The 25,759-nt window shown below is 41.2% G+C and carries 19 protein-coding genes; 9 read left to right on the forward strand and 10 right to left on the reverse strand.

The genetic code is table 11. From position 1 onward, the window contains the following. Nucleotides 1-1,225 precede the first annotated feature (1,225 nt). Nucleotides 1,226-1,573 (forward strand): hypothetical protein, encoded by a 348-nt coding sequence (locus RB151_RS21380; RefSeq protein WP_042846655.1) that lies wholly within the window; start codon nt 1,226-1,228, stop codon nt 1,571-1,573. A gap of 64 nt (nt 1,574-1,637) precedes the next feature. Here RB151_RS21380 and argH read toward each other — a convergent pair whose 3' ends face one another. The 4 genes from argH to argC form a co-directional block, all read right to left on the reverse strand. Next, on the reverse strand, nt 1,638-3,014 hold the full coding sequence (argH, locus tag RB151_RS21385) for an argininosuccinate lyase (RefSeq protein ID WP_071548718.1): 1,377 nt from the start codon (nt 3,012-3,014) through the stop codon (nt 1,638-1,640). 162 nt (nt 3,015-3,176) lie between these two features. Next, nucleotides 3,177-4,397, reverse strand: a complete 1,221-nt coding sequence (locus tag RB151_RS21390; protein ID WP_042846657.1) for an argininosuccinate synthase — start codon at nt 4,395-4,397, stop codon at nt 3,177-3,179. 44 nt (nt 4,398-4,441) lie between these two features. Further along, nucleotides 4,442-5,218: an acetylglutamate kinase gene (gene argB / locus RB151_RS21395; RefSeq protein WP_042846658.1), complete on the reverse strand. Its 777-nt coding sequence runs from the start codon at nt 5,216-5,218 to the stop codon at nt 4,442-4,444. Nucleotides 5,219-5,232: 14 nt separating this feature from the next. Continuing rightward, a complete protein-coding gene (gene argC / locus RB151_RS21400; RefSeq protein WP_071548719.1) occupies nt 5,233-6,237 on the reverse strand; it encodes an N-acetyl-gamma-glutamyl-phosphate reductase in 1,005 nt (334 codons plus the stop codon). Between the two features lie 102 nt (nt 6,238-6,339). Between argC and argE the strand changes: the two genes are divergently transcribed. Together argE and metF are read left to right on the forward strand one after the other, a co-directional pair. Next, a complete protein-coding gene (gene argE, locus RB151_RS21405; RefSeq protein WP_042846660.1) occupies nt 6,340-7,503 on the forward strand; it encodes an acetylornithine deacetylase in 1,164 nt (387 codons plus the stop codon). 238 nt (nt 7,504-7,741) lie between these two features. Next, a complete protein-coding gene (gene metF, locus RB151_RS21410; protein ID WP_042846661.1) occupies nt 7,742-8,626 on the forward strand; it encodes a methylenetetrahydrofolate reductase in 885 nt (294 codons plus the stop codon). Nucleotides 8,627-8,689: 63 nt separating this feature from the next. Here the strand turns inward: metF and RB151_RS21415 are convergent, their stop codons facing one another. Further along, nucleotides 8,690-9,754, reverse strand: a complete 1,065-nt coding sequence (locus RB151_RS21415) for a linear amide C-N hydrolase (protein WP_042846662.1) — start codon at nt 9,752-9,754, stop codon at nt 8,690-8,692. Nucleotides 9,755-10,372: 618 nt separating this feature from the next. Here RB151_RS21415 and RB151_RS21420 point away from each other — a divergent pair. After that, on the forward strand, nt 10,373-11,773 hold the full coding sequence (locus tag RB151_RS21420) for a glutamate decarboxylase (RefSeq protein ID WP_042846663.1): 1,401 nt from the start codon (nt 10,373-10,375) through the stop codon (nt 11,771-11,773). A 111-nt stretch (nt 11,774-11,884) separates the two neighbouring features. Next, a complete protein-coding gene (gene gadC / locus RB151_RS21425; RefSeq protein WP_042846664.1) occupies nt 11,885-13,435 on the forward strand; it encodes a glutamate:gamma-aminobutyrate antiporter in 1,551 nt (516 codons plus the stop codon). A gap of 71 nt (nt 13,436-13,506) precedes the next feature. On the opposite strand, the gene ppc is transcribed toward gadC, so the two are convergent. The 4 genes from ppc to metB form a co-directional block, all read right to left on the reverse strand. Next, nucleotides 13,507-16,146, reverse strand: a complete 2,640-nt coding sequence (gene ppc / locus RB151_RS21430) for a phosphoenolpyruvate carboxylase (RefSeq protein ID WP_042846665.1) — start codon at nt 16,144-16,146, stop codon at nt 13,507-13,509. Further along, nucleotides 16,115-16,258, reverse strand: coding sequence for a hypothetical protein (locus RB151_RS24495; protein WP_155405705.1), 144 nt, complete (start codon nt 16,256-16,258; stop codon nt 16,115-16,117). The genes ppc and RB151_RS24495 overlap by 32 nt, the downstream gene beginning before the upstream one ends. A gap of 290 nt (nt 16,259-16,548) precedes the next feature. Then, nucleotides 16,549-18,990: a bifunctional aspartate kinase/homoserine dehydrogenase II gene (locus RB151_RS21435; protein WP_042846666.1), complete on the reverse strand. Its 2,442-nt coding sequence runs from the start codon at nt 18,988-18,990 to the stop codon at nt 16,549-16,551. Between the two features lie 12 nt (nt 18,991-19,002). Further along, the gene (metB, locus tag RB151_RS21440; RefSeq protein ID WP_042846667.1) at nt 19,003-20,163 is read right to left on the reverse strand and encodes a cystathionine gamma-synthase; all 1,161 of its coding nucleotides are present in this window, start codon (nt 20,161-20,163) and stop codon (nt 19,003-19,005) included. Between the two features lie 315 nt (nt 20,164-20,478). Between metB and metJ the strand changes: the two genes are divergently transcribed. From metJ to RB151_RS21455, 3 genes are all read left to right on the forward strand, one after another. After that, entirely contained in the window at nt 20,479-20,796 is a 318-nt protein-coding gene (gene metJ / locus RB151_RS21445) for a met regulon transcriptional regulator MetJ (RefSeq protein ID WP_004265315.1), read from the forward strand. A gap of 284 nt (nt 20,797-21,080) precedes the next feature. Continuing rightward, on the forward strand, nt 21,081-21,824 hold the full coding sequence (locus RB151_RS21450) for a hypothetical protein (RefSeq protein ID WP_071548720.1): 744 nt from the start codon (nt 21,081-21,083) through the stop codon (nt 21,822-21,824). A gap of 237 nt (nt 21,825-22,061) precedes the next feature. Then, on the forward strand, nt 22,062-22,799 hold the full coding sequence (locus RB151_RS21455) for an outer membrane protein (protein WP_048605758.1): 738 nt from the start codon (nt 22,062-22,064) through the stop codon (nt 22,797-22,799). Between the two features lie 67 nt (nt 22,800-22,866). Here the strand turns inward: RB151_RS21455 and rpmE are convergent, their stop codons facing one another. Further along, on the reverse strand, nt 22,867-23,082 hold the full coding sequence (gene rpmE / locus RB151_RS21460; RefSeq protein ID WP_004265313.1) for a 50S ribosomal protein L31: 216 nt from the start codon (nt 23,080-23,082) through the stop codon (nt 22,867-22,869). A 219-nt stretch (nt 23,083-23,301) separates the two neighbouring features. Here rpmE and priA point away from each other — a divergent pair, with 219 nt between their 5' ends. Next, nucleotides 23,302-25,500, forward strand: a complete 2,199-nt coding sequence (priA, locus tag RB151_RS21465) for a primosomal protein N' (RefSeq protein ID WP_042846670.1) — start codon at nt 23,302-23,304, stop codon at nt 25,498-25,500. The last annotated feature ends 259 nt before the right edge of the window (nt 25,501-25,759 follow it).

Consider the following 25,759-nt stretch of genomic DNA (forward strand, 5'->3'; position numbering starts at 1 on the left):
ATGTCGCCATACTGTCGATACCCTATACCGCATGTTAATGATAACAAAACTGAGTATTGAAGAGAGCTGAAACGGCCAAGTAAGCAAATGAAGCTGCTGAAAACAAATAACAACAAAAGGCGTAATAGAGATCAGCAATGTAATTTAGTAAAGAGACACCCCATTTAGCCTTCTCTTTTTGTAAGTACAAAAAAGAATTACGCCTTAACATGAGCAACAACTAATAGGGCAAGCAAGCAAAAATAAAGACGTCAAACATCAATTTGGAGAGTTCCAATATAATTGGATGTAATATTGAAACATTTATATTAATCACAATGTAGTTTTAAGCGAAATAACTCGAAAAACAAGGTAGCTTTACTCTCCAAAAGTTTAAAAATGGGCTTGGTTAGCCTTTTTTTAGAAACATTTTGTTATATTTGTTTTCATTTATTATTAATCTTTGTAAGTTTCTGTTTGAAAGTTAATTCAAAATCTCAATGTAACCTGACTACTTTATATATAAATAGAGCTCTACTCGCTGTCACTATCAAAAAAACCACAGCAGATTAAACCACCAAAAAGAGAGATAAAACCACAAACTCAGAACATTAAAAACCTAAAAAGGCAAATTAATAGATGATGATAAAAATTCCACTATAGAACATTAAACTGAATAGATTCTATACATCCCCTATTTCTATTATATTTTCACACATTTGAATTTTCACATTTACACCTTTAACGCGTTTTTCGTTTTATAATTCTTCCATAGCAAGACATGAGCAAATTAAAATCAACCAAACTATATAGACTTTAAATTAGGAGTTAATATCATGACTATTAAAAATATCTCTTCAGTATTAGCGTTAACTTTAGTCGCTACTTCATTATTCACAGCAAATGTATAAACTAAAGAGAATCAAACAACAATTAATTTTAAAGCTGCTATTTTTGCTTCACCCTGTACTTATGACATCAATAATAAAACAAATTTAAATTATTTTAATAATGAAAAAATAAAACAGAAACAAGCAAAATTAATTTCTCTAAAGAGCAAAAATCCACAGAGTAGAAAAAATTAGATAATAACCATAGCACTTACCAATTTAAATGGACTAATCAAGATAAAGGCCATGCACTATTATCAGTACAACATGCATAATCATTAAACGACTTTTTTATTAAATAACCAAGATAATATAACAAACTGATTTTAAACAAAATTAAATTATAGGATTCTATTATGAAAAATTCAATGGCGAAAAAAGTATTTCATTGTTCAATAACAGCTTTATTATTAATGACAGCCTCTAGTATATTTAGTGCTTATGCCGCTCAGAATCAAGATTCTGGCACCATTAATTTCTATGGCGCAATTGTCCATCCGAATTGTACAAATGATATCAGTGAGACACAGATTAAATTACATTGTATGAATAATAATACAGAATTAACCACCGAGAGTATTGAGCTAAATAATATTACTCAAAAAAGTGGCTGGAAGGTTATTAATGATGGCAGAAATGAATATTCATACAATTGGGTTAACGAAGAGAAACAACTAGGCATGCTAACCGTTAAATATATTTAATAGAACTGTGTTATGGGAATTGGGGTAGTCATGCTACCCCCCATTTTCTGGTGACAATGACCGATTAAAGCCCCAACCTTGTTTTTGCCTCCACAATCGCACTCGCCACCTGCTTCTGAGATACCCCACCTTTTGCTAACCGCTTATCTAAGCATGATTGCAGCGATAAAATTTCATACACATCCAATTGAATAGTATCACTGAATTTTTGCAGATCACTTAATGCCATTTCTTCCAATGCTTTACCTTGAGCAATAGCAGTAACAACCGCTTCACCCACAATATGGTGCGCTTCACGGAATGGAACGCCTTTCGCTACTAAATAATCCGCCAGCTCAGTCGCATTTGCATAGCCTTGTTTTGCTGCATCTTCACAACGTGGGCGACGAATTTGAATACCATCAAGGACTAACACTGCCATATGCATACAATCTAACCATGTGTCTAATGCATCAAATAAGCCTTCTTTATCCTCTTGCATGTCTTTGTTATAAGCAAGCGGTAACCCTTTTAACGTCATCATCATACCCGTTAATGCGCCTTGAACTCGCCCACATTTACCGCGGATCAATTCGAGTGCATCTGGGTTTTTCTTTTGTGGCATTAATGAAGAGCCCGAGGTTACTTTGTCAGATAACTCAACGAAGCCTGCCTCACCACTATTGAAGAAAATTAAATCTTCAGCAAAACGCGATAAATGCACCATGCCAATGCTGGCATCAGATAATAATTCGAGTACGTGATCTCTGTCTGAAACGGTGTCTAAACTATTGCGTGTCGCAGATGCGAAACCAAGCCAAGAGGCAAGTTGCTCTCGGTCAATATCATACGCTGTCCCCGCCAATGCACCACACCCTAATGGGCTAACGTCTAGACGCTTTAGTGTGTCTTTTAAGCGGCTTTCATCACGCGCTAACATTTCACTATAAGCTAAACACCAGTGGGCAAATGTCACGGGCTGAGCGCGTTGTAAATGAGTATAGCCTGGCATCACTGCGTCTTGGTTGTTTTCGGCTGTGATGACTAATGCTTTTTGTAGCTCAGTGACCGCTTCTAATAATAATGCGACTTGGTCTTTACACCATAATTTTAAATCTGTCGCCACTTGGTCATTACGACTACGACCTGTGTGTAATTTTTTACCTAAATCACCAACTTTATCAATCAGTTTACCTTCAACCCAGCTGTGAATATCTTCTGCATCACTTTGCAGTATAATTTCAGGGTTATCTTGCACTTCTTTTAACAATGCATTTAGCGCTTGTTCTAAAGATTGTTGTTCGCTCTCAGTCAGTACACCAACGGTGACTAATGATTTTGACCATGCGACTGAGCCAATAATATCTTGTTGCGCCAAGCGATAATCAAAACGCAGTGAATCATTAAACTGTTTAAACCGTTGATCCGCTTGCTGGCTAAAACGCCCACCCCATAGTGCCATAACTAATCCCTACCTGATTGATAAAATAAGTTTTGCTCCCGACAGCATTAAACGCTGCCGGGGATCTAGCCTGTTATATTCCCAATAATTCGAGGTGCAGCTAAGCGACAAGTCAATGTGTACAATCAACGCCAGTGCAACTTGAAGTATGACGAGTATAGGTTACTTAGCTTTATTCTGTTCTTTCAACGCACGGATACGTGAAGACAGGGAATAAAGACGGATAAACCCGCCTGCGTGGCTATGGTCATATACCTCATCTTCACCAAATGTGGCGAATTCTTCAGAATATAGGCTCTTGTCCGCTTTCTTCTGAATTGCCGTGACTTGCCCTTTATATAATTTCAGAACAACTTCACCGGTGACATCTTGTGCTAATGATTCTGCCGCAGCTTGTAGCGAATGGCGTAATGGCGCAAACCAACGCCCATCATAAACCACATAAGACATTTCTAAGCCTAATTGCTCACGCCATTTGTAGCTATCGCGGTCCAGAACTAATTGCTCAACACCACGCAGAGCCGCCATCATAATGGTGCCCCCTGGGGTTTCATAGCAACCGCGAGATTTCATGCCGACTAAACGGTTTTCAACGATATCGATACGGCCAACACCGTGTTTTGCCCCTAGCGTATTCAGTGTTTCTAGGCAACCTAGTGCAGATAATGTTTTACCATTAACTGAAACTACCTCGCCGTGTTTCACGCCCACGGTCACCAGTTCAGCTTCATCTGGCGCATCTTGTGGGTCAACTGTCCATACCCAGCAGTCTTGGTTTGCTGCATTCCATGTGCTTTCTAATACACCACCTTCTGTAGAGATATGCCACGCATTTTCATCACGGCTATAAATTTTTTCAAGGCTAGCAGTCGTTGGGATATTGCGCTCTTTTAAATAATCGAGCAGCGCCTCACGTGAGCGAAGATCCCACTCACGCCATGGAGCAACCACCTGTAATTGCGGCGCAAGCGCAGTATAGGTGCTTTCGAAGCGTACTTGGTCATTCCCTTTACCTGTTGCGCCATGGGCAACCGCATCAGCCCCTACTTTTAAGGCAATTTCCACTTGGGCTTTTGCAATAATAGGACGAGCCATTGAGGTACCTAATAAATAACTACCTTCGTATAACGCACCTGTTTTAAGAACTGGGTAAATATATTCCTTAACGAATTCTTCGCGCAGGTCAACAACGTAACACTCAGATGCGCCTGATTGCAGAGCCTTTTTCTCAACACCGACTAAGTCTTCTCTGTCTTGCCCTACGTCAGCAACGAAAGCAACCACTTCGCAGTCATCATAGTTTTCTTTCAACCATGGAATAATTGCCGATGTATCGAGACCACCTGAGTATGCTAATACGATTTTTTTAATGCCCTTTTTCATAACGTACCTATTCCGCTCAATTAATATTTATTTCCATGGCTCATTTATGATGCCAAGATCCGAGTTCCGATAGCTGTCCCATTAAACAGCTCAGGAAGTTGTTCTGCATGACGCCAACTTGCGATATCAACCGAGCGCTGTAAGGCCGTTGCGGCATCAAGTGCAGCATTCACCTTAACAATCATTCCATCAGTGATGATGCCTTGCTCAATTAATTTTTGGGCTTTTTGTGTCGTCATTTCATCAATTTTCTGGCCTTTACCATCCAAAATACCGCTCACATCAGACAGTAAAACCAGATCTGCATTTAATGCTTGCGCGATAGCGGTGGCTGCTTGGTCAGCATTCACATTCATCAATTCACCCTCTGGGGTGATCCCTATCGAGCTAACAATTGGTAAATAACCTGAATTCAAAAGTAATTTCAATAAATTAGAGTTACCTGGCTTTGCGTTTCCAACATGCCCTAGCTCTTCATTTAATTGAGTCACTATGGCACTTTGACCGTCACCCAGCGACAAACCTACCGCAGGTAACTGATATTTTATCGCCCACGCTAGCAAGGTTTTATTAGCTGTTCCCGCTAAGGCACCCGTAATAATATCGATTTGGTCTGCAGGCGTGACACGCAGCCCTTGTTTTTTCACGACAGGTAATTGTAGTTTTTGCATTAGTTCATCTACTAAGCACCCACCACCATGAACAATCACTAGCTCACGTTGATGTCGCTGGCGATAGCTTTGGATTGCCGTAAACAACTTTTCAAGTGCCTCGGTGCTATCAAGTAACACTCCGCCCAATTTAATCACTAAGGGTTGCATGGGTTTGATCCTTATTAAAATAATGACTGAGTTTCATTAAAACCAAAACGAATATTCATGCACTGAACGGCTTGTGCAGCAGCACCTTTAAGCAGGTTATCTTCTGTACCGACTAAAATCAGGTGTTCCCCTTTCAATACATAGCCGATATCACAAAATGGCGTACCAACAACTGATTTCAATGCTGGAACACCTTTTTCATACAAACGGACTAACGGTTTGCCTTGATATGCCTCTTTAAAAGTTTTACCAACCTGCTCTGCGGTCACACCGGCTTTTACTTTGCAGGTGATAGTCGCCAATATTCCTCGTGAAAAATTGCCCAGATGAGGAGTGAAAATGACATCCCGACCTAAATGAGTCGCAATTTCTGGCTGATGACGATGCGTAAAGATGCCATATGGCTGTAAGCTAACTTCACAAAAACTGTTGGTCATCGATGCCTTACGGCCCGCACCTGAAACACCGCTAGTTGCATTAATTACTGGCCACATTGCGTCATCCAGTAATTGCGCATCAATTAATGGCTTCAGCGCTAACTGAGACACCGTCGGATAACACCCCGGAACAGCAATTAACTGAGCTTGTCGAATTTTATCCGTCTGCCATTCAGCTAAACCGTAAACTGCTTGCATTAACCATTCGGTATTTGTATGTTCAAAGCCATAGTACTGCGTATAAAACGCAGGGTCTTGAACGCGATAAGCACCGGATAAGTCAAACACCACACAACCCGCCTCAAGAAATTGAGGCGCGATGTCATGGCTCACTTCATGTGCAGTAGCGAGAAAAACAACATCAATACCTTTCGCAGCCTCTGCAACATCAGTTAATGGCTGTACCGGAAGGTCAATAATACCCTTATACTGAGGATGCAAATCAGAAAAACGTTTATTTGCATCTGCGCTTTGCGCGGAAACCATTAATCCCTGAAGATTTATTTCAGGGTGACGCTGCAAATAAGCGGCTAATTCTGCTCCAGTATAGCCACTGGCCCCGATAATGAGTGTGTTCAACATATGCTTTCTACCTTGTACTCGTGACCCAAACAGTTTAATGTGTATTTTTATTCAAATAAAGTGCATGAATATTGATACTATTATGGATAAAGGCTGTCAACAGTGAATATTAAATTACCTGCATTTATTGAGATTTATCGTCAATTAATTGCCACTCCATCGATTAGTGCGACTGATTCTCATTTGGATCAAAGCAATAAAGCCCTTGTGGAACTTTTAGGTGGTTGGTTAGAAACTCTCGGCTTTTCGGTTAACATCCAACCTGTGCCGGAAACACGTGATAAATACAACTTACTCGCTTCTATCGGTGAGGGTAACGGTGGGCTAATGTTATGTGGCCATACCGACACAGTACCATTCGATGAGGGCCGTTGGAGTAAAAACCCATTCGAGCTGACTGAGCACGATGGTAAGTTATATGGGCTTGGTACCGCAGATATGAAAGGTTTTTTCGCCTTTATTGTTGATGCGTTAAGAGATATGGATTTAACAAAACTCCAACGCCCACTGCATATCTTAGCAACTGCTGATGAAGAAACGTCAATGGCAGGTGCACGTTATTTTGCGGCTAACACAGCACTACGCCCTGATTTTGCTATTATTGGTGAACCTACGTCTTTACAACCTATACGAGCACATAAAGGGCATATATCGAACGCCATTCGCATTACTGGGCAATCAGGGCATTCCAGTGACCCAGAGCGTGGTGTTAATGCGATTGAATTAATGCATGAATCGATTTCTCATTTGATGACGCTCAGAAATACATTGAAAGAGCGTTTTAATAACCCTGCTTTTGTTATTCCATACCCAACTATGAACTTTGGGCACATTCATGGAGGGGACGCGGCAAACCGTATCTGCGGCTGTTGTGAGTTGCATATGGATATTCGCCCACTACCAGGGCTGACATTGCAAGATCTGGATGAAATGTTAAATCATGCCCTTGAGCCTGTCAGCACCAAATGGCCAGGCCGTATAGCAATAGAATCAATGCATCCACCAATTCCTGGCTATGAATGCCCAACAGATCACAAAATGGTTGCTGTGATTGAACAGTTACTAGGGCAAAAAGCAGATACCGTAAATTACTGTACTGAAGCGCCATTCATTCAAGAACTGTGCCCGACCTTAGTACTTGGCCCAGGTTCGATTGAGCAAGCACACCAACCTGATGAGTTTATTGATATGCGTTTTATAGAACCGACTCGTCAGCTAATTAGCCAAATGATAGAACACTTCTGTTTTACTAAACAAAATCAATGATTGCCTTAAAAACGCATGGCTATATTTAGCGCCATGCGTTTTTATCATGAATTTTTTTCCTGTTACCTTTGAAAAAACCTCAGCGTCTATATTTAATTTAAGGGTTGACTATCGACCAATATCCGGTAATCTCTATTTAGCCGTCTAAACGTATAGACGCGTACATGGATGTGATTATTTATAAAGATCATAACTCACAAAGATAATAATGAGTCTGCAAATTGCGAGGTTACAGGGTATGAGTTTTTTTCACGCAAACCAGCGCGAAGCGCTAAATCAAAACTTAGCTGAATTAGATGGCCAAATTAATGTTTCATTTGAGTTTTTCCCACCTCGCAGTGAAGAGATGGAGCAAACACTTTGGAAATCTATCGATAGACTCAAAACCTTAAAACCTAAATTTGTATCAGTGACCTATGGTGCTAACTCAGGTGAACGCGATCGAACCCATAGCATTATTAAAGATATCAAAGATAAAACAGGTTTAATTGCAGCCCCTCATTTAACCTGTATCGATGCGAGCCGTGATGAATTAAAAGGCATTGCACGTGACTACTGGAATAATGGTATACGCCATATCGTAGCTCTACGTGGCGACCTACCCGATAACAGCAATAAACCCGATATGTATGCAACTGATTTGGTTGAACTATTAAAAGGTGAAGCCGACTTTGATATTTCAGTCGCTGCTTATCCAGAGGTTCACCCTGAAGCGAAAAGTGCCCAAGCAGATTTAATTAGCCTTAAAAAGAAAATTGATGCAGGTGCTAGCCGTGCAATCACCCAATTTTTCTTTGATGTTGAAAGCTACCTCCGTTTTCGCGATCGCTGCGTTGCAACAGGTATCGACGTTGAAATCGTCCCAGGTATTTTACCCGTTTCTAATTTCCGTCAGTTAGAGCGTTTTGCCAAATTAACCAATGTACGCATTCCCGCATGGATGAGCAAAATGTATGAAGGGTTAGACAACGACCCTGAAAGCCGTAACCTTGTTGGTGCCTCAATCGCCATGGATATGGTCAAAATTTTGAGCAGAGAAGGCGTGAAAGATTTCCATTTTTATACCCTTAACCGCTCTGAACTTACTTATGCAATCTGTCATACGTTAGGAGTTAGGCCTTAAAGGGCGAGTTTACAGCACATAAGTTCATTAAAGGGGCTAGTTGCCCCTCACCCTATAAATAGACTAAACCAAGGCTGGGTTAGGAACATTAACGTGAATGAATACGGGTTGTTGCTCATTCTCAAATTGTTCTATCGTAAATTTTTGATAATTTAAATTGTTATACCCTCTAAATAAGAGTATCCCCCGCTGCAAATCAGTCAATACTGTCCAAACTGAAAACTCGGTTAGGTAAAGCTTGAAGATATCATCTTCCCCTAATAATGGATCAACAGAGGCATTTTTAGGCCGGTCAAATTTATTCATGACGTGCCCTAATTCTACGAGCTGAACATTGGGGTCTGATACTTTATGATAGTAAGTTGAATAATAAACTGCCCGAACAAACCGCCCAACAGAGGTGTCAGCATTTGGCACTGCAGCAAGAGCGATACCACTATCAGGCTGGGAGAGTTTCATATTACCTAACGTGCTTGATGACACATCAACATTTGAGAGTTGGGTATAGTTATTAAGGTTAGTGAGATGCCAAGGAAATTCAGGGCCATTCGTCATACAGCGAGTTGGGTTGTCATAAACGTGCAAAACCCCCTTTGATACTTCAACCACGATACACGCCCCCGTTCTGTCATAAAAAGCATAATGAAAAGGGCTTGGCATATTACGCAGCAGTAATAATTTTTGTGACCAAAATGCCGTTTTAGGGATCGCTTTTTTCAACTCAGCGACTGTGGCGTATTGAGATAATGCCCACTCACCAATTGATGCAATCGGTACTGCTTTAGTATATTTTTTGGGGTTAAGGGGGGCTAATTCAGAATCTGTGATCATATTTAAACTAAAAGCTAACCCTCCGGAGTTAACGCCCTCAAGCACATCCCTTTCCCCTAAAATACTCACTGGTGCAGTAATTGCGATAAAAGGATACTTCACTTTATACTTTAGTCCTAAAGAGCCATCAGGGGCTTTACGCTGAAAAATATGGTTCTTCGGGTAATAAGTTAAAATTGACTCAGGTTCATCTGAAGAGAACTCTAATGTTCTACCGTGATAAACGTAATTATTTTTATCTGTGATTGCCAGAGATGTACAAGCAAACGCGCGAGGATTTGTGTTTTTTTCTAACATGTTAGCAGCCTTATCAAATAATATATTTGCCTATTACCATAATTACGATGAATAAAACCCATGATATTTAATAAATTAACCTGACTTATTTAAGGTATAATACATTCTGGCGTTTATATCCAACAAAATGAATATAAAAATAAAGCAGAAAGGGGGAATTTAGCGTTAAATCTTTTTTAGAGCATCACATTAAATTTAAATTTAATGAAAACTAAATTTGAATTATTCGTTAATAATCATCACAATTATGAAATATGTAATCCATTTAATATGTTATAAAAACCCAACACTAATTAGCATCATCAGATAACGACAAACTAACTCATAAAGAATAAATTTACAGAAGTTAACCCCAAAATTTTCACTCATGATGAGTTAAGCAGCTAAAATCTCAGAGTAAACATGACTTAAAAAGACACCTAACCAATATTAAATATATTACTTCCCCCCATCTGCCATAGTTATAACCTTAATTTCATTCTAATTAAGATAATGGCTATTCAATTAATTTTTTTTAGTTTAAATCTTTGGATATTTAAAGAAGAGCGCGTATATTTAATATTGCTCTCAATATTAAATATCACATAATTACCACTTGGTTATTGAGGAAATTAAAATATGAGTAATCGTTCATTGAATCCAAAATATAATGGGATGGATGACGTTTATGCGTCATTAGAGTTATCAAAATCATTACCAAAAACTAAATTTCCATCAAAAGAACAAGAACCTCGCAATGTATTTAGTGCAGTGCGAGATGAATTAATGTTAGATGGTAATTCACGTCAAAATTTAGCAACATTCTGCCAAACTTGGGTAGATGATGAAATTCGTGACTTAATGGACTTATCTATCGATAAAAATATGATCGATAAAGATGAATATCCACAAACTGCCGAAATTGAAAACCGTTGTGTACATATGCTAGCGGATCTTTGGCATTCGCCAGATGCAGAAAATACCCTTGGCTGCTCGACCATCGGTTCTTCTGAAGCAGCAATGCTTGGAGGGCTAGCCTTAAAGTGGCAATGGCGTAAAAAACGTGCAGCAGCAGGAAAGCCAACAGACAAACCAAACATGATCTGTGGCCCTGTTCAAGTATGTTGGCATAAATTTGCCCGCTACTTTGATGTTGAACTCAGGGAGATCCCACTTGAAGGCGATCGCCTGATTATGAACCCTGAGGAAGTGCTTAAACGTGTAGATGAAAATACGATTGGTGTAGTACCAACGTTAGGCGTGACATTTACTTGCCAATATGAACCTGTTAAAGCAGTTCATGATGCATTAGATAAGTTACAAAAAGAAACGGGCTTAGATATTCCTATCCATGTCGATGGTGCAAGCGGTGGGTTCCTAGCACCATTTTGTGCGCCAGATTTAGAATGGGACTTCCGTTTACCTCGCGTAAAATCGATTAACTCTTCCGGACATAAATTTGGTTTAGCTCCATTAGGCGCAGGCTGGGTAGTCTGGCGTGAAGCGCAAGACTTACCTGAAGAATTAATTTTCAATGTAAACTATTTAGGTGGCAATATGCCAACCTTCGCGCTTAACTTCTCTCGCCCAGGTGGTCAAATTATCGCTCAGTACTATAACTTCCTGAGGCTCGGTCGTGAAGGCTATGCAAAAATTCATAATTCTTGCTACGCAACTGCGCAATTCCTAGCCCGCGAAATCGAAAAGTTAGGTCCATTTGAAATGATTTTCGATGGTGATAGCCAAAAAGGTATCCCAGCGCTGGCTTGGAAGTTGAAAAAAGGCGAGACCACCAGCAATTATTCCCTCTATGACATAGCAGATAAACTACGTAGTCGTGGATGGCAAGTCCCTGCATATTCAATGCCAGCAAACCGTGAAGACCTCGTTGTTCAACGTATCTTAGTTCGTCACGGAGTAAGTTTAGACTTAGCCGCATTGTTAATTGAAGATTTTAAACGCACGCTAGATTATTTCGAAAAACATCCAGTCAATAAACCGCTAACAGAAGATGAAGGCGGCGGTTTTAACCACAGTTAATTAGCTAGTCATTAGCTCTATTATTTATTAGCCAAAGAATGTCATGTTCTTTGGCTTCTATTGGGATCAGTCCTGTAAGACTGATTGTTTATAGACTTTAGGAGAACTCGTATGGCGACAACAACGACAGCTCCAGCCGCAAAACAGCTCACATTACTGGGTTTTTTTGCCATTACAGCCTCAATGGTAATGGCTGTATATGAATACCCAACGTTTGCAACATCTGGTTTTAGTTTAGTTTTTTTCCTATTGTTAGGCGGATTGTTATGGTTCATTCCTGTCGCATTATGTGCCGCAGAAATGGCGACAGTGGAAGGTTGGGAAGAAGGCGGTGTGTTCGCATGGGTTTCTAATACACTAGGTGAGCGCTGGGGATTTGCTGCAATTTCATTTGGTTACCTACAGATTGCTATTGGCTTTATCCCAATGCTGTACTTTGTGCTAGGGGCCCTATCTTATATTCTAAATTGGCCAGAATTGAATACGGACCCTGTAACCAAAACTATCGGGGCATTAGTCATTTTATGGGTGCTAGCTTTCACTCAATTTGGCGGGACCAAATATACTGCGACCATTGCTAAAGTAGGTTTCTTTTTAGGTATTTTACTTCCTGCACTCATTTTAGTGTTTTTAGCCATTAGTTATTTATCCAGCGGTGCCCCTTTAGCCATTGAAATCAGTGAAAAAACCTTTATTCCTGATTTTACCCAAATAGGGACATTGGTCGTTTTTGTTGCGTTTATTTTGAGTTATATGGGAGTTGAGGCTTCCGCAACCCACGTTAACGAAATGAAAAACCCAGGTAGAGACTACCCAGCAGCCATGTTTTTACTGATGATAGCAGCCATTTGTTTAAGCTCTATTGGCGGGTTATCTGTTGCTGTTGCTATCCCAAATAGTGAAATTAACCTGTCTGCTGGTGTAGTTCAGACATTCAACGTACTTGTTACACACTTTAATTCTTCCCTTGAATGGGCAGTGCGAATTATTGCAGCTTTATTATTGCTTGGTGTCTTAGCGGAAATAGCCTCATGGATTGTAGGGCCTTCGCGAGGAATGTACGTTGCGGCACAGAAAGGAATTTTGCCGCAAAGTTTCGCCAAAGTGAATAAAAATGGCGTCCCAGTCACACTGGTTGTCTCTCAATTATTAATTACAACTGTCGCGATTATCGTCCTCACCAATACTGGCGGCGGCGGGAATATGTCATTCCTTATTGCATTGGCACTGACGGTCGTTATTTATCTCTGTAGCTACTTTATGTTATTCCTTGGTTATATGCATTTAGTCTGCAAGCAACCTGAGAAGAAACGAGCGTTTAATATCCCTGGTGGCAAAGGTGTTAAATTACTTGTTGCCTCCGCTGGGTTTATTATTTCTATCTTAGCGTTTATTGTTTCATTCTTCCCACCAAGCTCATTACCCGGCGGAGCAAGTGATAATACTTACGTCACGCTACTTGCCGTCAGCTTTATAATTATCTTCTTACTGCCATTTGTAATTTATGCATTCCATAGCAAGCAAGGTAAGAAAACCAATGTGGCGATGGTACATATCAAAACGCATAATGCACCAGTTAACCACTTCTTTATTCACCCTAGAGCGCGTTCTACCTATCATCTAGTGCATGATGATAAGCAAGATAGTGACTCCCCTAAGTAAGATGAAATAAAGATAAAAAAAAGCTGCCGAATGAATTGGCAGCTTTTTTCTTAAATACGGCTGTAATACCCCTAGCCCGTATTACGCATCCCAGCTGCAACCCCTGCAATAGTGACCATCAGCGCTTGTTCTACGCGTGGGTCTGGGTGTTCTTGTTGGCGAGACCGGTGTAATAATTCGGCTTGTAAAACGTTTAACGGGTCAGTGTAAACATTACGTAGTGCAATAGATTCAGCAATCCACGGTAAGTCCGCCATTAACGCTTCGTCTTTCGAAACCGCTAGCACACTTTTTATATCCTCCGACAGCTGATCACGTAGTTTTTGCCCCAACGGCCATAAACGTTCTTCCACTAAACGATGATCATAGTACTCCGCCAGCCATAGGTCTGCTTTCGCATAAACCATCTCTAACATAGCTATACGTGTATTAAAGAATGGCCATTGCTGCCACATTTCATCAAGAATGTTTTGTTTGCCTTCTTGTTCAATAACATGTTTCAGTGCTGCGCCCGCACCCAACCAAGCAGGAAGCATCAAGCGGTTTTGTGTCCATGCAAAAATCCAAGGAATAGCACGTAATGTTTCAACACCACCAGTAGGTCGACGTTTCGCTGGCCTTGACCCTAGTGGCAACTTGCCTAGTTCTAATTCAGGCGTAGCAGCACGAAAGTACGGAACAAAATCAGGCTGTTCACGTACATAGTCACGGTACATTGCACAAGAAACATCCGATAATGAATCCATCACCGATTTCCACTCGTTTTTCGGTTCTGGTGGCGGTAAGAGATTAGCTTCTAGGATTGCGCTTGTATACATTGCTAAACTACTGATAGTGACTTGTGGTAACCCGAATTTAAAGCGGATCATTTCCCCTTGTTCTGTAACACGCAAGCCACCTTTTAAACTCCCCGGAGGCTGAGACAGCAATGCAGAATGAGCCGGAGCCCCCCCACGACCGATAGTGCCACCACGTCCGTGGAACAGGGTCAGTGTCACACCTTCTTTTTCACACAGTTTAATTAACGCATCTTGTGCCCTGTATTGTGCCCACGATGCTGCCATTACCCCTGCATCTTTAGCTGAATCTGAATACCCAATCATCACCATTTGGCGGTCATCGATCAGCTCGCGGTACCATTCAATACTGAGCAGTTTTTGCATTACGCTTTCAGCATTATTTAAGTCTTCTAAGGTCTCAAATAATGGTGCGACAGGTAAACGAACTGAAGCGCCAGTTTCATTAAGCAATAATTTAACCGCTAAGACATCTGAAGGTACTTTAGCCATTGAAATTACATAAGCCGCAATCGAATCATTCTTCGCATTCGCAATAACACGGCAGGTTTCAAATACCTCTTGTGTTTCTGGGCTAGGCTGCCAATCTTGTGGAATTAATGGGCGGCGTGATTGCAGCTCGGACAGTAAAAATTGCTGTTTTTCCTCTTCCGACCACTGTGAGTAATCCCCCAGCCCTAAATATTGTGTGAGTTCTGCAATAGCCTCTGTATGGCGAGTACTTTCTTGGCGGACATCAATACGTACCAACTGTAAGCCAAAACTACGAATACGACGTAAGGTATCCAGCAGTTGCCCATTGGCAATAATTTTCATATTGCAGGCAATTAACGATTGATAACAGGCATATAACGGGTCCCATAACTGGGCATTATCTGTCAATAAATCGGCGGGAGGCAAGGCTTGCTCACCTTTTACACGGCGCTCTAAATATTCTAATGTTGAGAATAATTGGCTACGCAAATTTTTAGCAATTTGGCGATACGGTTCATCCACATCATCGCCTCCAGCTAATGCACGTAACTCTGGGGTTGCCTCCGTCATGGACAGTTCAGAAACTAAAACCTGAATGTCTTTTAGGAATAAATCTGCTGCTTTCCAGCGACTTAGCAGTAAAACTTGACGAGTAACATCCGCCGTCACATTTGGGTTACCGTCACGGTCACCGCCCATCCATGACGTGAAACGGATTGGATTGGCTTCGACAGGTAAAACAGCGCCAATCGAGTCTTCAAGTTGTTCGTTAAATTCACGTAAAAATGCAGGAACCCCTTCCCACAGTGAATTTTCGACCACTGCGAAACCCCACTTCGCTTCATCAATTGGCGTTGGACGAATTTTACGAATTTCATCGGTATGCCATGATTGAGCGACTAATTGGCGTAGGCGCCGCATAATATTATTGCGCTCATAGTCCGCAATATCATCATGATCAAGCTGAGATAAACAGGTGTTTACTTCAACCAGTTTGTGGATCAACGTCCGACGTGCGATCTCAGTGGGGTGAGCGGTTAAAACTAATTCGATAGAAAGCTGTTCAACTGCTTTTTGAATGTCTGTATCAGTAAAGCTTTTTTCTTTTAAGCGGCCAAACAGATTTTTCAATGCGACAGGGTTACTTGCCGCTTCACCATGAGGTGAAATACTGTGGTATTGCTCAGCGACGTTTGTTAGGTTTAAGAATTGGTTAAATGCCCTTGCGACGGGTAGCAACTCATCATTAGAGAGGTTTTGTAATGTCATCAGCAGTTTTTGGCGCTGAACTTCATTACCTGCACGGGAAGATTTAGAAAGCTTACGAATGGACTCTACTTTATCGAGTATGTCTTCGCCTAAAGCTTCCTTGATGGTATCGCCGAGTAACTTACCTAGCATACTGACATTACTGCGCATTGCGGAATATTGCTGATTCATGAGACTCCTGACCTTGTGCTTCTGGCAGAATGCATCCCGCATGACTCACGGTTAACAGACTGCTACCTGTTTCCTGTAACAAAATTTCAGTCGGCTGCGTTAGAATTATCATTTTGTGATGCAGACCGCTAAATTTACCCTTCAATGTATATTCATATCAGAAAAAAATGACTTTGGGGGATTTTTCTGAAATTTAATTACAGATTCATTTTTATTAATTTTTCTTATTTAAGTATTGTTTCAGCGCAATATATCGTCGATTCAGCACTTTTAAGACATGAATAATGCTTAAGAATTAAATCATCAGAATAAAAAGACAGAAAAGAAGGCTGTAGATTAAAAATTTTCATGATGTATTGGTGCCAAATTTACATTTAAAGCACCAATACATTTAAACAATGATTACAACAATTGAGAAAGGCGGTTTAAATCAGATTGAATAGCCCCAGCAGTCACATCTCGCCCTGCCCCAGGACCTCTTATTACTAATGGGTTATCTCGATACCAGCGACTTTCTATCGCAAATACATTGTCACCCGGTAATAATGAAGCCAATGGGTGATTCGGTTGTACTGCCTCAACACCCACTTTAGCTTTACCTTTTACTGCATCAAACCGCGCAACATAACGAAGTACTAACCCCATTTCCTGTGCCGCTTCTAAGCGCTGTTGCATCTGTTCATTGATCACAGCACTATTTTCAAAAAACTCATCTAATGAGCCGGTTTGAGCTTGTTTAGGGACTAATGACTCAACACGTACGTCATTAGGTTCTATATCGTAACCAGCTTCACGGGCTAAAATAATTAACTTGCGCATCACATCTTGCCCAGAAAGGTCAATACGTGGATCAGGTTCTGTTAAACCTTGTTGCCACGCTTGCTCAACTAACTCACTGAACGGAACCGAGCCATCGAATTGCAAAAATAGCCATGATAATGTCCCTGAAAAAATACCGCTAATCGTCAGGATGGCATCACCACTTTCTTTTAAATCTCGCACCGTATAGTTAATCGGCAACCCAGCTCCAACTGTCGCATTATAAAGCCAGTGACGACCTGTTTTTGAAAATGCATCTCGAATTTGGCGATACTGAGCTGTTTGTGCGGCCCCTGCAATTTTGTTAGCACTAATAACATGAAAACCATAGCTGGCAAAATCAACATAGCTATCAGCCAAAGTTTCACTGGCGGTAACATCTAAGACAACTAAATCATCATAAGGGTGAGAACGCATCCATAAAAACAAGTTGTCATCTTCATGTTCCACCGCCTCGTCATCAAAAAATGCCAAAGCGCGACTAGGGTCGATCCCCTGATAATTTAATAAACTACGGCGGCTATCCACCACACCAGCCAACACGAAGTCAAAGTCACTACGAGCAGAAATATTAGGTTGCTCCGCTGCAAAAAGTTCCAACCAACGCGCGCCAATATTCCCTTTACCAAAGAGTACTAACCCTATACGTTTTTCCGCACGGAACAAGCTTTGGTGCATACCTTGGATTAAATGTTCAGTTTGGTTTGTACGCAATACGGCAACCAAGCTAATCGCATCTTCAGAATGCCAAATAAATTCAACAGGCTGCCCCTTCAACTCCTCATAAAAACGGTGGCTATGCAGGGGTTTTTTGCCAACACCCGCCCCCACTAAAGCAACCAAAGAAAAACCTTCACGCAGTGATAATGACCCCGGTAACCCGGCTTCCTCTAAGACATTCAACGCACTTTCAACAAGTTCTGAGGTATAACATAATTGAAGTAATGCACGGTCATGGTGAATACCAAGAGCTAATGGACGTAATTGGACCCGTTTTAATAGTAAGTCCACATCCTTACAGATTTGTTTGAAATCCCGCCCTGCAGCAATACGTAGTTCAATTAAGCAAACATCATCGTGACTTGTGACAATTTTAGCCCCAGCTCCTGATGCTAATACACGCTCTATCTTGGTTGAGCCTTGCTCTGGTTGGTAACTACACCTTAATTGCAAATCAATGTTACTGACAGAAACGGGCTGCAAGGTACGAGTATGTAAAACTGGCGCCGCTAAACGCGCCAATTCGCTAGCTTCATCAAGACGTAATAAAGGCAATAAACACGCATCTTTAACCTTACGAGGGTCTGCACTGTACACCCCTGCAACATCACTCCAAATGGTGACTTTATCAACATCGGCGAGCGCACCAACCTGTGTGGCTGAATAGTCGCTACCATTGCGCCCGAGTAATACGGTTTCGCCTTGCTGGTTACGGGAGATAAAGCCAGTAACAACAATACGTCGATTAGGTAATTGAGTTAATTGTTGTTGTAATAAATACCGTGATTGTATTTCATCTACCTGAGGCTGTGCAGCGCGTTCAGCACGTAAAAATAAACGCGCGTCTAACCAAGAACTTGCCATATCAGCTTGAGATAACACTTCAGACATAAGGCGCGCAGACCAAATTTCACCATGACCGACGACTTCTGCGTAAGTGACATCACTATTCGGCTTATCCAGTAAAACACTGAGTCGTTCTAAATCCTGAATGAATAATTGGCTTAATTCTTTTGCTTTTGGTTCTGGCAAAAGAGATTCAATTAAATCCAGTTGATAGCGGCGTAATATTTGCTGAGCTTGATGAGCCGAAATACGGTCAATCTGACTTAATTTCAACCAATTGATTAGTTGATTGGTTGTACTACCCGCAGCGGAAACCACCATTAAATCACCGGGTTGGCTATAGTTAGCCATAATAGCCGCAACTCGTTGATAACACTTCGCGTCCGCTAAACTACTACCTCCAAACTTATGTAACTGGCGGTGGCAAGGTGCCACCTCAACCGCTGTTAGTACACTCATCAAAAAACTCCGCTAACGTTGTGCCGCAACCTGAAATGCTTGCTCTAAATCTGTAATTAAATCCTGAGGGTCTTCAATCCCGACCGAAATTCTCAGCAAGCTATCCGTAATACCGGCTTGTGCTCGAGCTTCAGCGGACATCCCCGCGTGGGTCATTGTTGCCGTATGAGAAATCAGGGTTTCTACACCACCTAATGATTCTGCCAATGTAAATAAAGACAAGGCGCTCAGAAAACGACGTAGTTGTAATTCATCACCAGCAAATTCAAAACTTAACATTGCCCCAAAACCTTTTTGCTGCTTAAGTGCAATTTGATGCCCTGGATGATCTTCCAATTCAGGATAATACAATTTTTTCACTAAAGTCTGTGATTTAAGATACTTTACGATTTCTTGTGTATTTCTCTGCTGTTGTAAGATACGTGGCGATAAGGTTCGAATCCCTCGCAATAGTAAATAGCTATCAAAAGCCCCTCCAGTAACACCAATATTATTTGCCCACCACGCTAATTCTATTGCCCATTTTTCATCTTTGGCAATAACAACTCCAGCCACAATATCTGAGTGGCCATTAAGATATTTAGTGCATGAGTGGACAACGAAATCCGCCCCTAATGAAAGCGGTTGCTGTAAAATCGGGCTTAGAAATGTATTGTCAACAACGACTAATGCCCCTGCCTCATGAGCCAAATGAGCAATATGCTGTATATCAAAAATTCTTAATAGTGGGTTGCTCGGTGTTTCGATTAACACCAATTTAGGCTTTTTATCTAATGCCTTTTGCAATGCACTTTCGTCACTTTGGTCGACAAACTGTACTTGATAAGCCCCACGCTGGCTTTGGCTATTAAATAACCGGTAACTTCCCCCATAACAATCGTGGGGAGCTACAAGTAAATCACCCGGTTGTAAAAATACCGTACATAACAGATGAAGCGCAGACATACCGCTATTCGTCATTACAGCCCCACTTCCCCCTTCGAGCTGCGCTAATGTTTTTTGTACTATATCCCGCCCTGGGTTTCCTCGACGTGAATAATCATGAACTCGCGGCTGGTTAAAGTCAGTAAAATTATAGGTACTGGACAAATAAATGGGAGGCACAACGCAACCAAATTGTTGATCTTCATTTAATCCATTATGAATTGCGATAGTTGACGGTTTGTAGGCCATAAACGCTTCTCCTGATTTGTGATTGCTCAAATCATACCCATGAGATGTTTAGACGTCAACATATCTAGACGTCTAAACCTCTTTACGTTTATATCAAGTAATGGAATAATCAGCCTTAATGATTATGTGCTCATTGATAATCAATAGCACAAATAGACTTAGCTGGTTAATTTCACAGGAAAAATTGTGGTAAACTAGGACAAGTTTCTTCTTACTTATATGCAGACACGCCCTATTTGAAGCTTAGAATAAGTTTCTCTTAAAAAGAATATGCATATTATTTTTAATTATTACTGAAAATATCCAAGGTAACTCATGGCTGAATGGAATGGTGAATATGTCAGTCCGTATGCTGAACATGGCAAAAAGAGTGAGCAAGTAAAAAAAATTACAGTATCTATCCCGTTGAAGGTACTAAAAATTTTAACTGATGAGCGTACACGCCGCCAGATTAATAACTTACGTCACGCTACAAATAGTGAATTACTGTGCGAAGCATTTTTGCACGCATTCACGGGGCAACCGCTGCCGAATGACGAAGATTTACGCAAAGAACGTAATGACGAAATCCCTGAAGCGGCAAAAGAAATCATGCGTGAATTAGGTATCGACCCAGAAACGTGGGAGTACTAACTCAATTTTTGCCTCAGTAATGCAATACGTTTTTCACTACGTCGCAAACAGGTATTCCCTGCCAGTGGCGTAGCGCTCTTCTTATCTTATCTAAAGGTGATTACACTTAATCGCTCATCCCAAGCCACGCTAAAATTTTTCTTTGGTCTCACACCTAACACCAAGATTTCTCTGAATTAGTTCACTTTCAGAATTGCCCGCAGGCTTATTTCCCCAACTTCTCTACACTTCATCACACCAATCTATAACCACACCCAATAATTAGAATTATTAAGGATAGTGTAATGAATAAATATAATCAGGTCTTAATCGGCTTACTCGGTGGAGCACTACTCATCACCGCAGGATGCACAAACCACTCAACTAGTTATACCAAAGAATATAAAGAAACTGCTAATAGCGATTTATCAGCGAAAAAATTAGGGACAAAATGGGGGGAAGATGTTAATTCTGCTGTACAAACGGTCAAAGCCTCACGTTTAACCAACACACCTTTTGACACCGCCATTATCTTTTACCGTGGTGAACGTGTCCCAAGCCATGTTCAAACCATCAATTATATTCCGTTGTCCCCCATAGAGATCAAAATCACTGATGGAAATGACCGTAAAATGCCAATTTACCGTAATAACCAAGGACAATATATTTTGCCCGCCCAAGAGGGACAGCGTTATCAATTGACTATCGCCAATACCGATAGAAATAGAACCTACGAAGTGGTCACAACCGTTGATGGTATTGACGTACTAAATGGCCGTGCAGGTTCATACCAAAATAATGGATATTTGATCCGTCCCAAACATGAGGTCACCATTGAAGGCTTCCGCAAGAATCAGGACCAAGTCGCCGCTTTTCGCTTCTCAGCACCAGAAGATTCTTATGTAAATCAAAATGTTCAAGGTGACGAACGGAATATTGGCGTAATTGGTTTTGCGATTTTTGAAGTTCGGGAAGAATTAGCCGACTGCGAAGCAACCCCTTTCCCCGCAGAGACACAATATGCTCCAGCCCCGTGTAAAAAACGCTAAATACGCATAAAACGCACCCCATAAAGAGTGCGTTCTTAAATATTGGCCGCGTTTAAACAAAATAAAATACTAATAACCACCATAAACCCACCATGAAACCGTTAATTATCAACTATTAACAAAGAATAACGATAATCATATCGTTTTTCACCCAATTTTAACTTATCTTAAATCAAACGCTTAATTTGACTTATAATAAAACCTTATTTCCAATAAACTAACTAAACGGTATTTTTAATGAAAAAGATAATTGCAGTATCTCTTTTAAGCGTCGTTTCTAGCGTAGCGATGGCATCGAATAGTGGTTTTTATGTTTCTGGTAAAATGGGAACATCAATCTTAAAACTTTCCGACCAAAAATGGGAAAGTATTGATGACCTTGGTGAGTATGATCGTGCCAGTGGTGGAAGTAAAACCAAAGGCGTGTTCGGTGGCGGCCTTGCTGTTGGTTATGACTTATATGATATGACCTCTTTACCTCTTCGTACTGAGCTCGATATAACCCTTAGAGGGAAAGCATCTTCCAAATATAATCTAGCGAGTAGCTCTTGGGACAATGGCAATGGTTCTTTCTATTCAGATAGTGATGATGCAAAAAATGATATCACGCTAAATACTTTCATGGTCAATGCCTACTATGACTTCAAAAATGAAACTAATTTCACACCTTATGTATCTGTGGGCTTAGGGTTAGCGAGCATTAAGCATAAAGCACAGTATTCCTACTCTGAAACGAATTCCGGTGGTAGCGAATATAGTTCATCGTCTAAATCAAAAACTAATAGTAATTTTGCTTGGAGTTTAGGATTGGGATCACAGTATGCAATCAATGACAATCTATCATTAGATTTAAGCTACCGCTTCTTAGATGCAGGTAAATCTGAGGTGAGCTCTTACACTGACGGTGCCAAAGATAAATCAAAAGTGAAAGTCAGAAGCAATGACATTATGCTTGGTGTGGTTTACCGCTTCTAACGGTTTATTCTACCCATAAAAAAAGGGAAAATATATTTTCCCTTTTTTTTGCATTTCACAAGTTCGATTATTTTTTAGAACCTGGGATGCTGAAACGTTGGTTAAAGCGATCAACACGACCACCAGTCGCAACATCACGCTGTTTACCAGTATAGAACGGGTGGCAATTACCACAAACGTCCAGGTTCAGCGAGTGACCAGCAGTTGAATTAATTTTCATAACATTACCGCAAGAACAAGTTGCAGTAACTTCTTCGTATTTAGGATGAATACCTTTTTTCATGGGAGAACCTCTATTAAGGCCGTGTCGCCATTCCAGCCCTAACGCCGGACACCACACGTCGTGTTGATTGAATTTAATATTATTGGCAAAAATAACTACCAAAGGCGGCGGATCATACAGAAATTCTGTTTATCACGCAATGAAAACCGAGTAAATTTTGTGTTACTCTAGTCCGCTCTTATTATTATCATCGCATAAAAAACAGACGGAAATCCAGCTATGATCGTCGTTCAGGTGGCATTACCTGTTCCTTTAAATCGCACATTTGATTATCGCCTCCCTGATAACATGGCGCTTCCCGTCATTGGGAGCCGTGTCATGGTGCCGTTTGGCAAGCGCCAAGCACTGGGGGTTGTGGTTAAACATAGCGATAAAAGTGAATTTGCTGAAGACAAGCTCAAAGCTATCGAACTGGTTCTTGACCAGCAAACTCTATTTCCTGACGATGTTTGGCAATTATTATTATGGTCTGCCCAATATTACCATTACCCAATTGGTGAGGTTCTTTTCCACGCTCTACCGACATTACTGCGCCAAGGTAAAGCCGCAGAATTCACCCCTATTTGGCAATGGCAAGTTACTGAGTTAGGCCTTGCGGTTGACCTTAATGAGCTAAAACGTTCACCTAAGCAGCAGCAAGCACTCGCCCTTTTACGTCGCCGGTCTGTGTATCGCCATCAGGTCAATGAACTTGAAATCAGCGAAAGTGCCTTACAAGCCTTAAAAAAGAAAAGCTATATAGAACTACACCCTGTTCAGCCTACTGCGGAAAAATGGCAACCTAACTTTACAATATGTGGCGAAAGGCTACGCCTTAACAGCGAACAGGCCACCGCGGTCGGAGCGATCCGTGCACAAGATGACGAGTTCTCACCATGGCTGCTTGCTGGGATCACAGGTTCCGGTAAAACAGAGGTCTATTTAAGCGTATTAGAAAATGTGCTTTCCCAAGGTAAACAGGCTTTAGTTCTCGTTCCCGAAATTGGCTTAACCCCACAAACCATTAGCCGTTTTCGTGAGCGTTTCAATGCCCCTGTAGATGTTCTACATTCGGGGTTAAATGACAGTGAACGTTTAGCCGTTTGGCTACGAGCTAAACAAGGGCAAAATGCAATTATTATTGGCACTCGTTCTGCCCTATTTACCCCATTTGCCCACTTAGGCATCATCATTATCGATGAAGAGCATGATAGCTCTTATAAGCAACAGGATGGCTGGCGTTACCATGCTCGAGACCTCGCGGTCTTTCGCGCCAAAAAAAATAATATTCCGATTGTGATGGGGACCGCAACACCGTCACTGGAAACCCTTTTTAATGTTCAACAAAATAAGTATCGTCAATTAAACCTCACTATTCGGGCTGGGAATGCTCACCCTGCAGTACAACATCTAATTGACTTAAAAGGCCAACCCTTAAAATATGGCCTATCACACTTACTAATCCAACATATTAAAGAACATTTAGCGAAAAATAATCAGGTGATTTTATTTTTAAATCGTCGGGGCTATTCCCCGGCACTGATTTGCCATGAATGTGGCTGGATTGCCGAGTGCCAACGCTGTGATCATTACTACACCTTACATCAGAATTTTCACCAATTACGTTGTCATCACTGCGACAGCCAACGCCCGATCCCTCGCCAATGCCCACAATGTGGGTCAACCCACTTGGTGCCCGTAGGTATGGGAACAGAGCAACTTGAAGAGGGGATATCGGAGCTTTTCCCTGACACGCCAGTGACCCGTATTGACCGTGATACTACTAGTCGTAAAGGCGAACTTGAGCAACATTTAAACCAAGTTCACGAAGGTGGGGCAAGGGTCCTTATCGGCACGCAAATGTTAGCTAAGGGCCACCATTTTCCAGATGTTACCTTAGTCGCGCTATTAGACGTTGACGGCGCACTGTTTTCGAGTGACTTTCGTGCGGCTGAGCGTTTTGCCCAATTATATGTACAAGTTTCAGGCCGTGCGGGTCGAGCTGGTAAGCAAGGGGACGTTTTTTTACAGACTCACCACCCAGAGCACCCTCTGCTACTCAATTTACTTGAAAACGGCTATGACGCTTTCACAAAAGAGGCAATGGAAGAGCGCCGTATCGCCATGTTACCACCTTACACTAACCATATTTTGATCCGCTCCGAAGATCACAATAACCAAGATTCACGCCTTTTTTTGCAAAATGTACGGCAATATATCGCAGAGCACCCGCAAAGTGACGCTAAACTGTGGATTTTAGGGCCATCGCCGTCGATTCAAGCCAAACGAGGTGGACGATTCCGCTGGCAATTATTGCTCCAACACCCTTCACGGTTATATTTGCAGCAATTTATGGCAAAACTACTGCCTGAAATCCTTCAGCAGCCAGAAAGCCGTAAAGTAAAATGGAATGTGGACGTCGACCCGACTGATTGCTAACCTCATTCCTTAAATTAATAATTTGAATACTCATGAACAAAGTATCTCTAGATATCTCTGTGTTTCAACAGCCGATTTTTAGGAATTTCCTCTCAAATTTTTTTTAAATTTGCGAAGCAGCTCTAAAAAATGACGTAAGTCACACTTTTTATGCAAACTAGGTAACAGATATTATTGTGAAACCAATTAGAATAACTTCTAATCATAAATAATGACGTGCTTTCGCCATTCAAAAAAAAGCAAACGATTAAATCAATCT

The organism is Providencia rettgeri (assembly GCF_001874625.1).
Taxonomy (GTDB): Bacteria; Pseudomonadota; Gammaproteobacteria; order Enterobacterales; family Enterobacteriaceae; genus Providencia; species Providencia huashanensis.

Bases quoted from the DNA above. Each gene is read 5' to 3' on its own strand.
- RB151_RS21390 (WP_042846657.1), bottom strand. From the start codon at position 4,397: ATGAAAAAGGGCATTAAAAAAATCGTATTAGCATACTCAGGTGGTCTC.
- metF (WP_042846661.1), top strand. From the start codon at position 7,742: ATGAGTTTTTTTCACGCAAACCAGCGCGAAGCGCTAAATCAAAACTTA.
- gadC (WP_042846664.1), top strand. From the start codon at position 11,885: ATGGCGACAACAACGACAGCTCCAGCCGCAAAACAGCTCACATTACTG.
- ppc (WP_042846665.1), bottom strand. From the start codon at position 16,146: ATGAATCAGCAATATTCCGCAATGCGCAGTAATGTCAGTATGCTAGGT.
- RB151_RS21415 (WP_042846662.1), bottom strand. From the start codon at position 9,754: ATGTTAGAAAAAAACACAAATCCTCGCGCGTTTGCTTGTACATCTCTG.
- RB151_RS21455 (WP_048605758.1), top strand. From the start codon at position 22,062: ATGAAAAAGATAATTGCAGTATCTCTTTTAAGCGTCGTTTCTAGCGTA.
- argB (WP_042846658.1), bottom strand. From the start codon at position 5,218: ATGCAACCCTTAGTGATTAAATTGGGCGGAGTGTTACTTGATAGCACC.
- RB151_RS21450 (WP_071548720.1), top strand. From the start codon at position 21,081: ATGAATAAATATAATCAGGTCTTAATCGGCTTACTCGGTGGAGCACTA.
- RB151_RS21380 (WP_042846655.1), top strand. From the start codon at position 1,226: ATGAAAAATTCAATGGCGAAAAAAGTATTTCATTGTTCAATAACAGCT.
- argH (WP_071548718.1), bottom strand. From the start codon at position 3,014: ATGGCACTATGGGGTGGGCGTTTTAGCCAGCAAGCGGATCAACGGTTT.
- RB151_RS21420 (WP_042846663.1), top strand. From the start codon at position 10,373: ATGAGTAATCGTTCATTGAATCCAAAATATAATGGGATGGATGACGTT.
- argC (WP_071548719.1), bottom strand. From the start codon at position 6,237: ATGTTGAACACACTCATTATCGGGGCCAGTGGCTATACTGGAGCAGAA.
- priA (WP_042846670.1), top strand. From the start codon at position 23,302: ATGATCGTCGTTCAGGTGGCATTACCTGTTCCTTTAAATCGCACATTT.
- RB151_RS21435 (WP_042846666.1), bottom strand. From the start codon at position 18,990: ATGAGTGTACTAACAGCGGTTGAGGTGGCACCTTGCCACCGCCAGTTA.
- rpmE (WP_004265313.1), bottom strand. From the start codon at position 23,082: ATGAAAAAAGGTATTCATCCTAAATACGAAGAAGTTACTGCAACTTGT.
- RB151_RS24495 (WP_155405705.1), bottom strand. From the start codon at position 16,258: ATGATAATTCTAACGCAGCCGACTGAAATTTTGTTACAGGAAACAGGT.
- metJ (WP_004265315.1), top strand. From the start codon at position 20,479: ATGGCTGAATGGAATGGTGAATATGTCAGTCCGTATGCTGAACATGGC.
- metB (WP_042846667.1), bottom strand. From the start codon at position 20,163: ATGGCCTACAAACCGTCAACTATCGCAATTCATAATGGATTAAATGAA.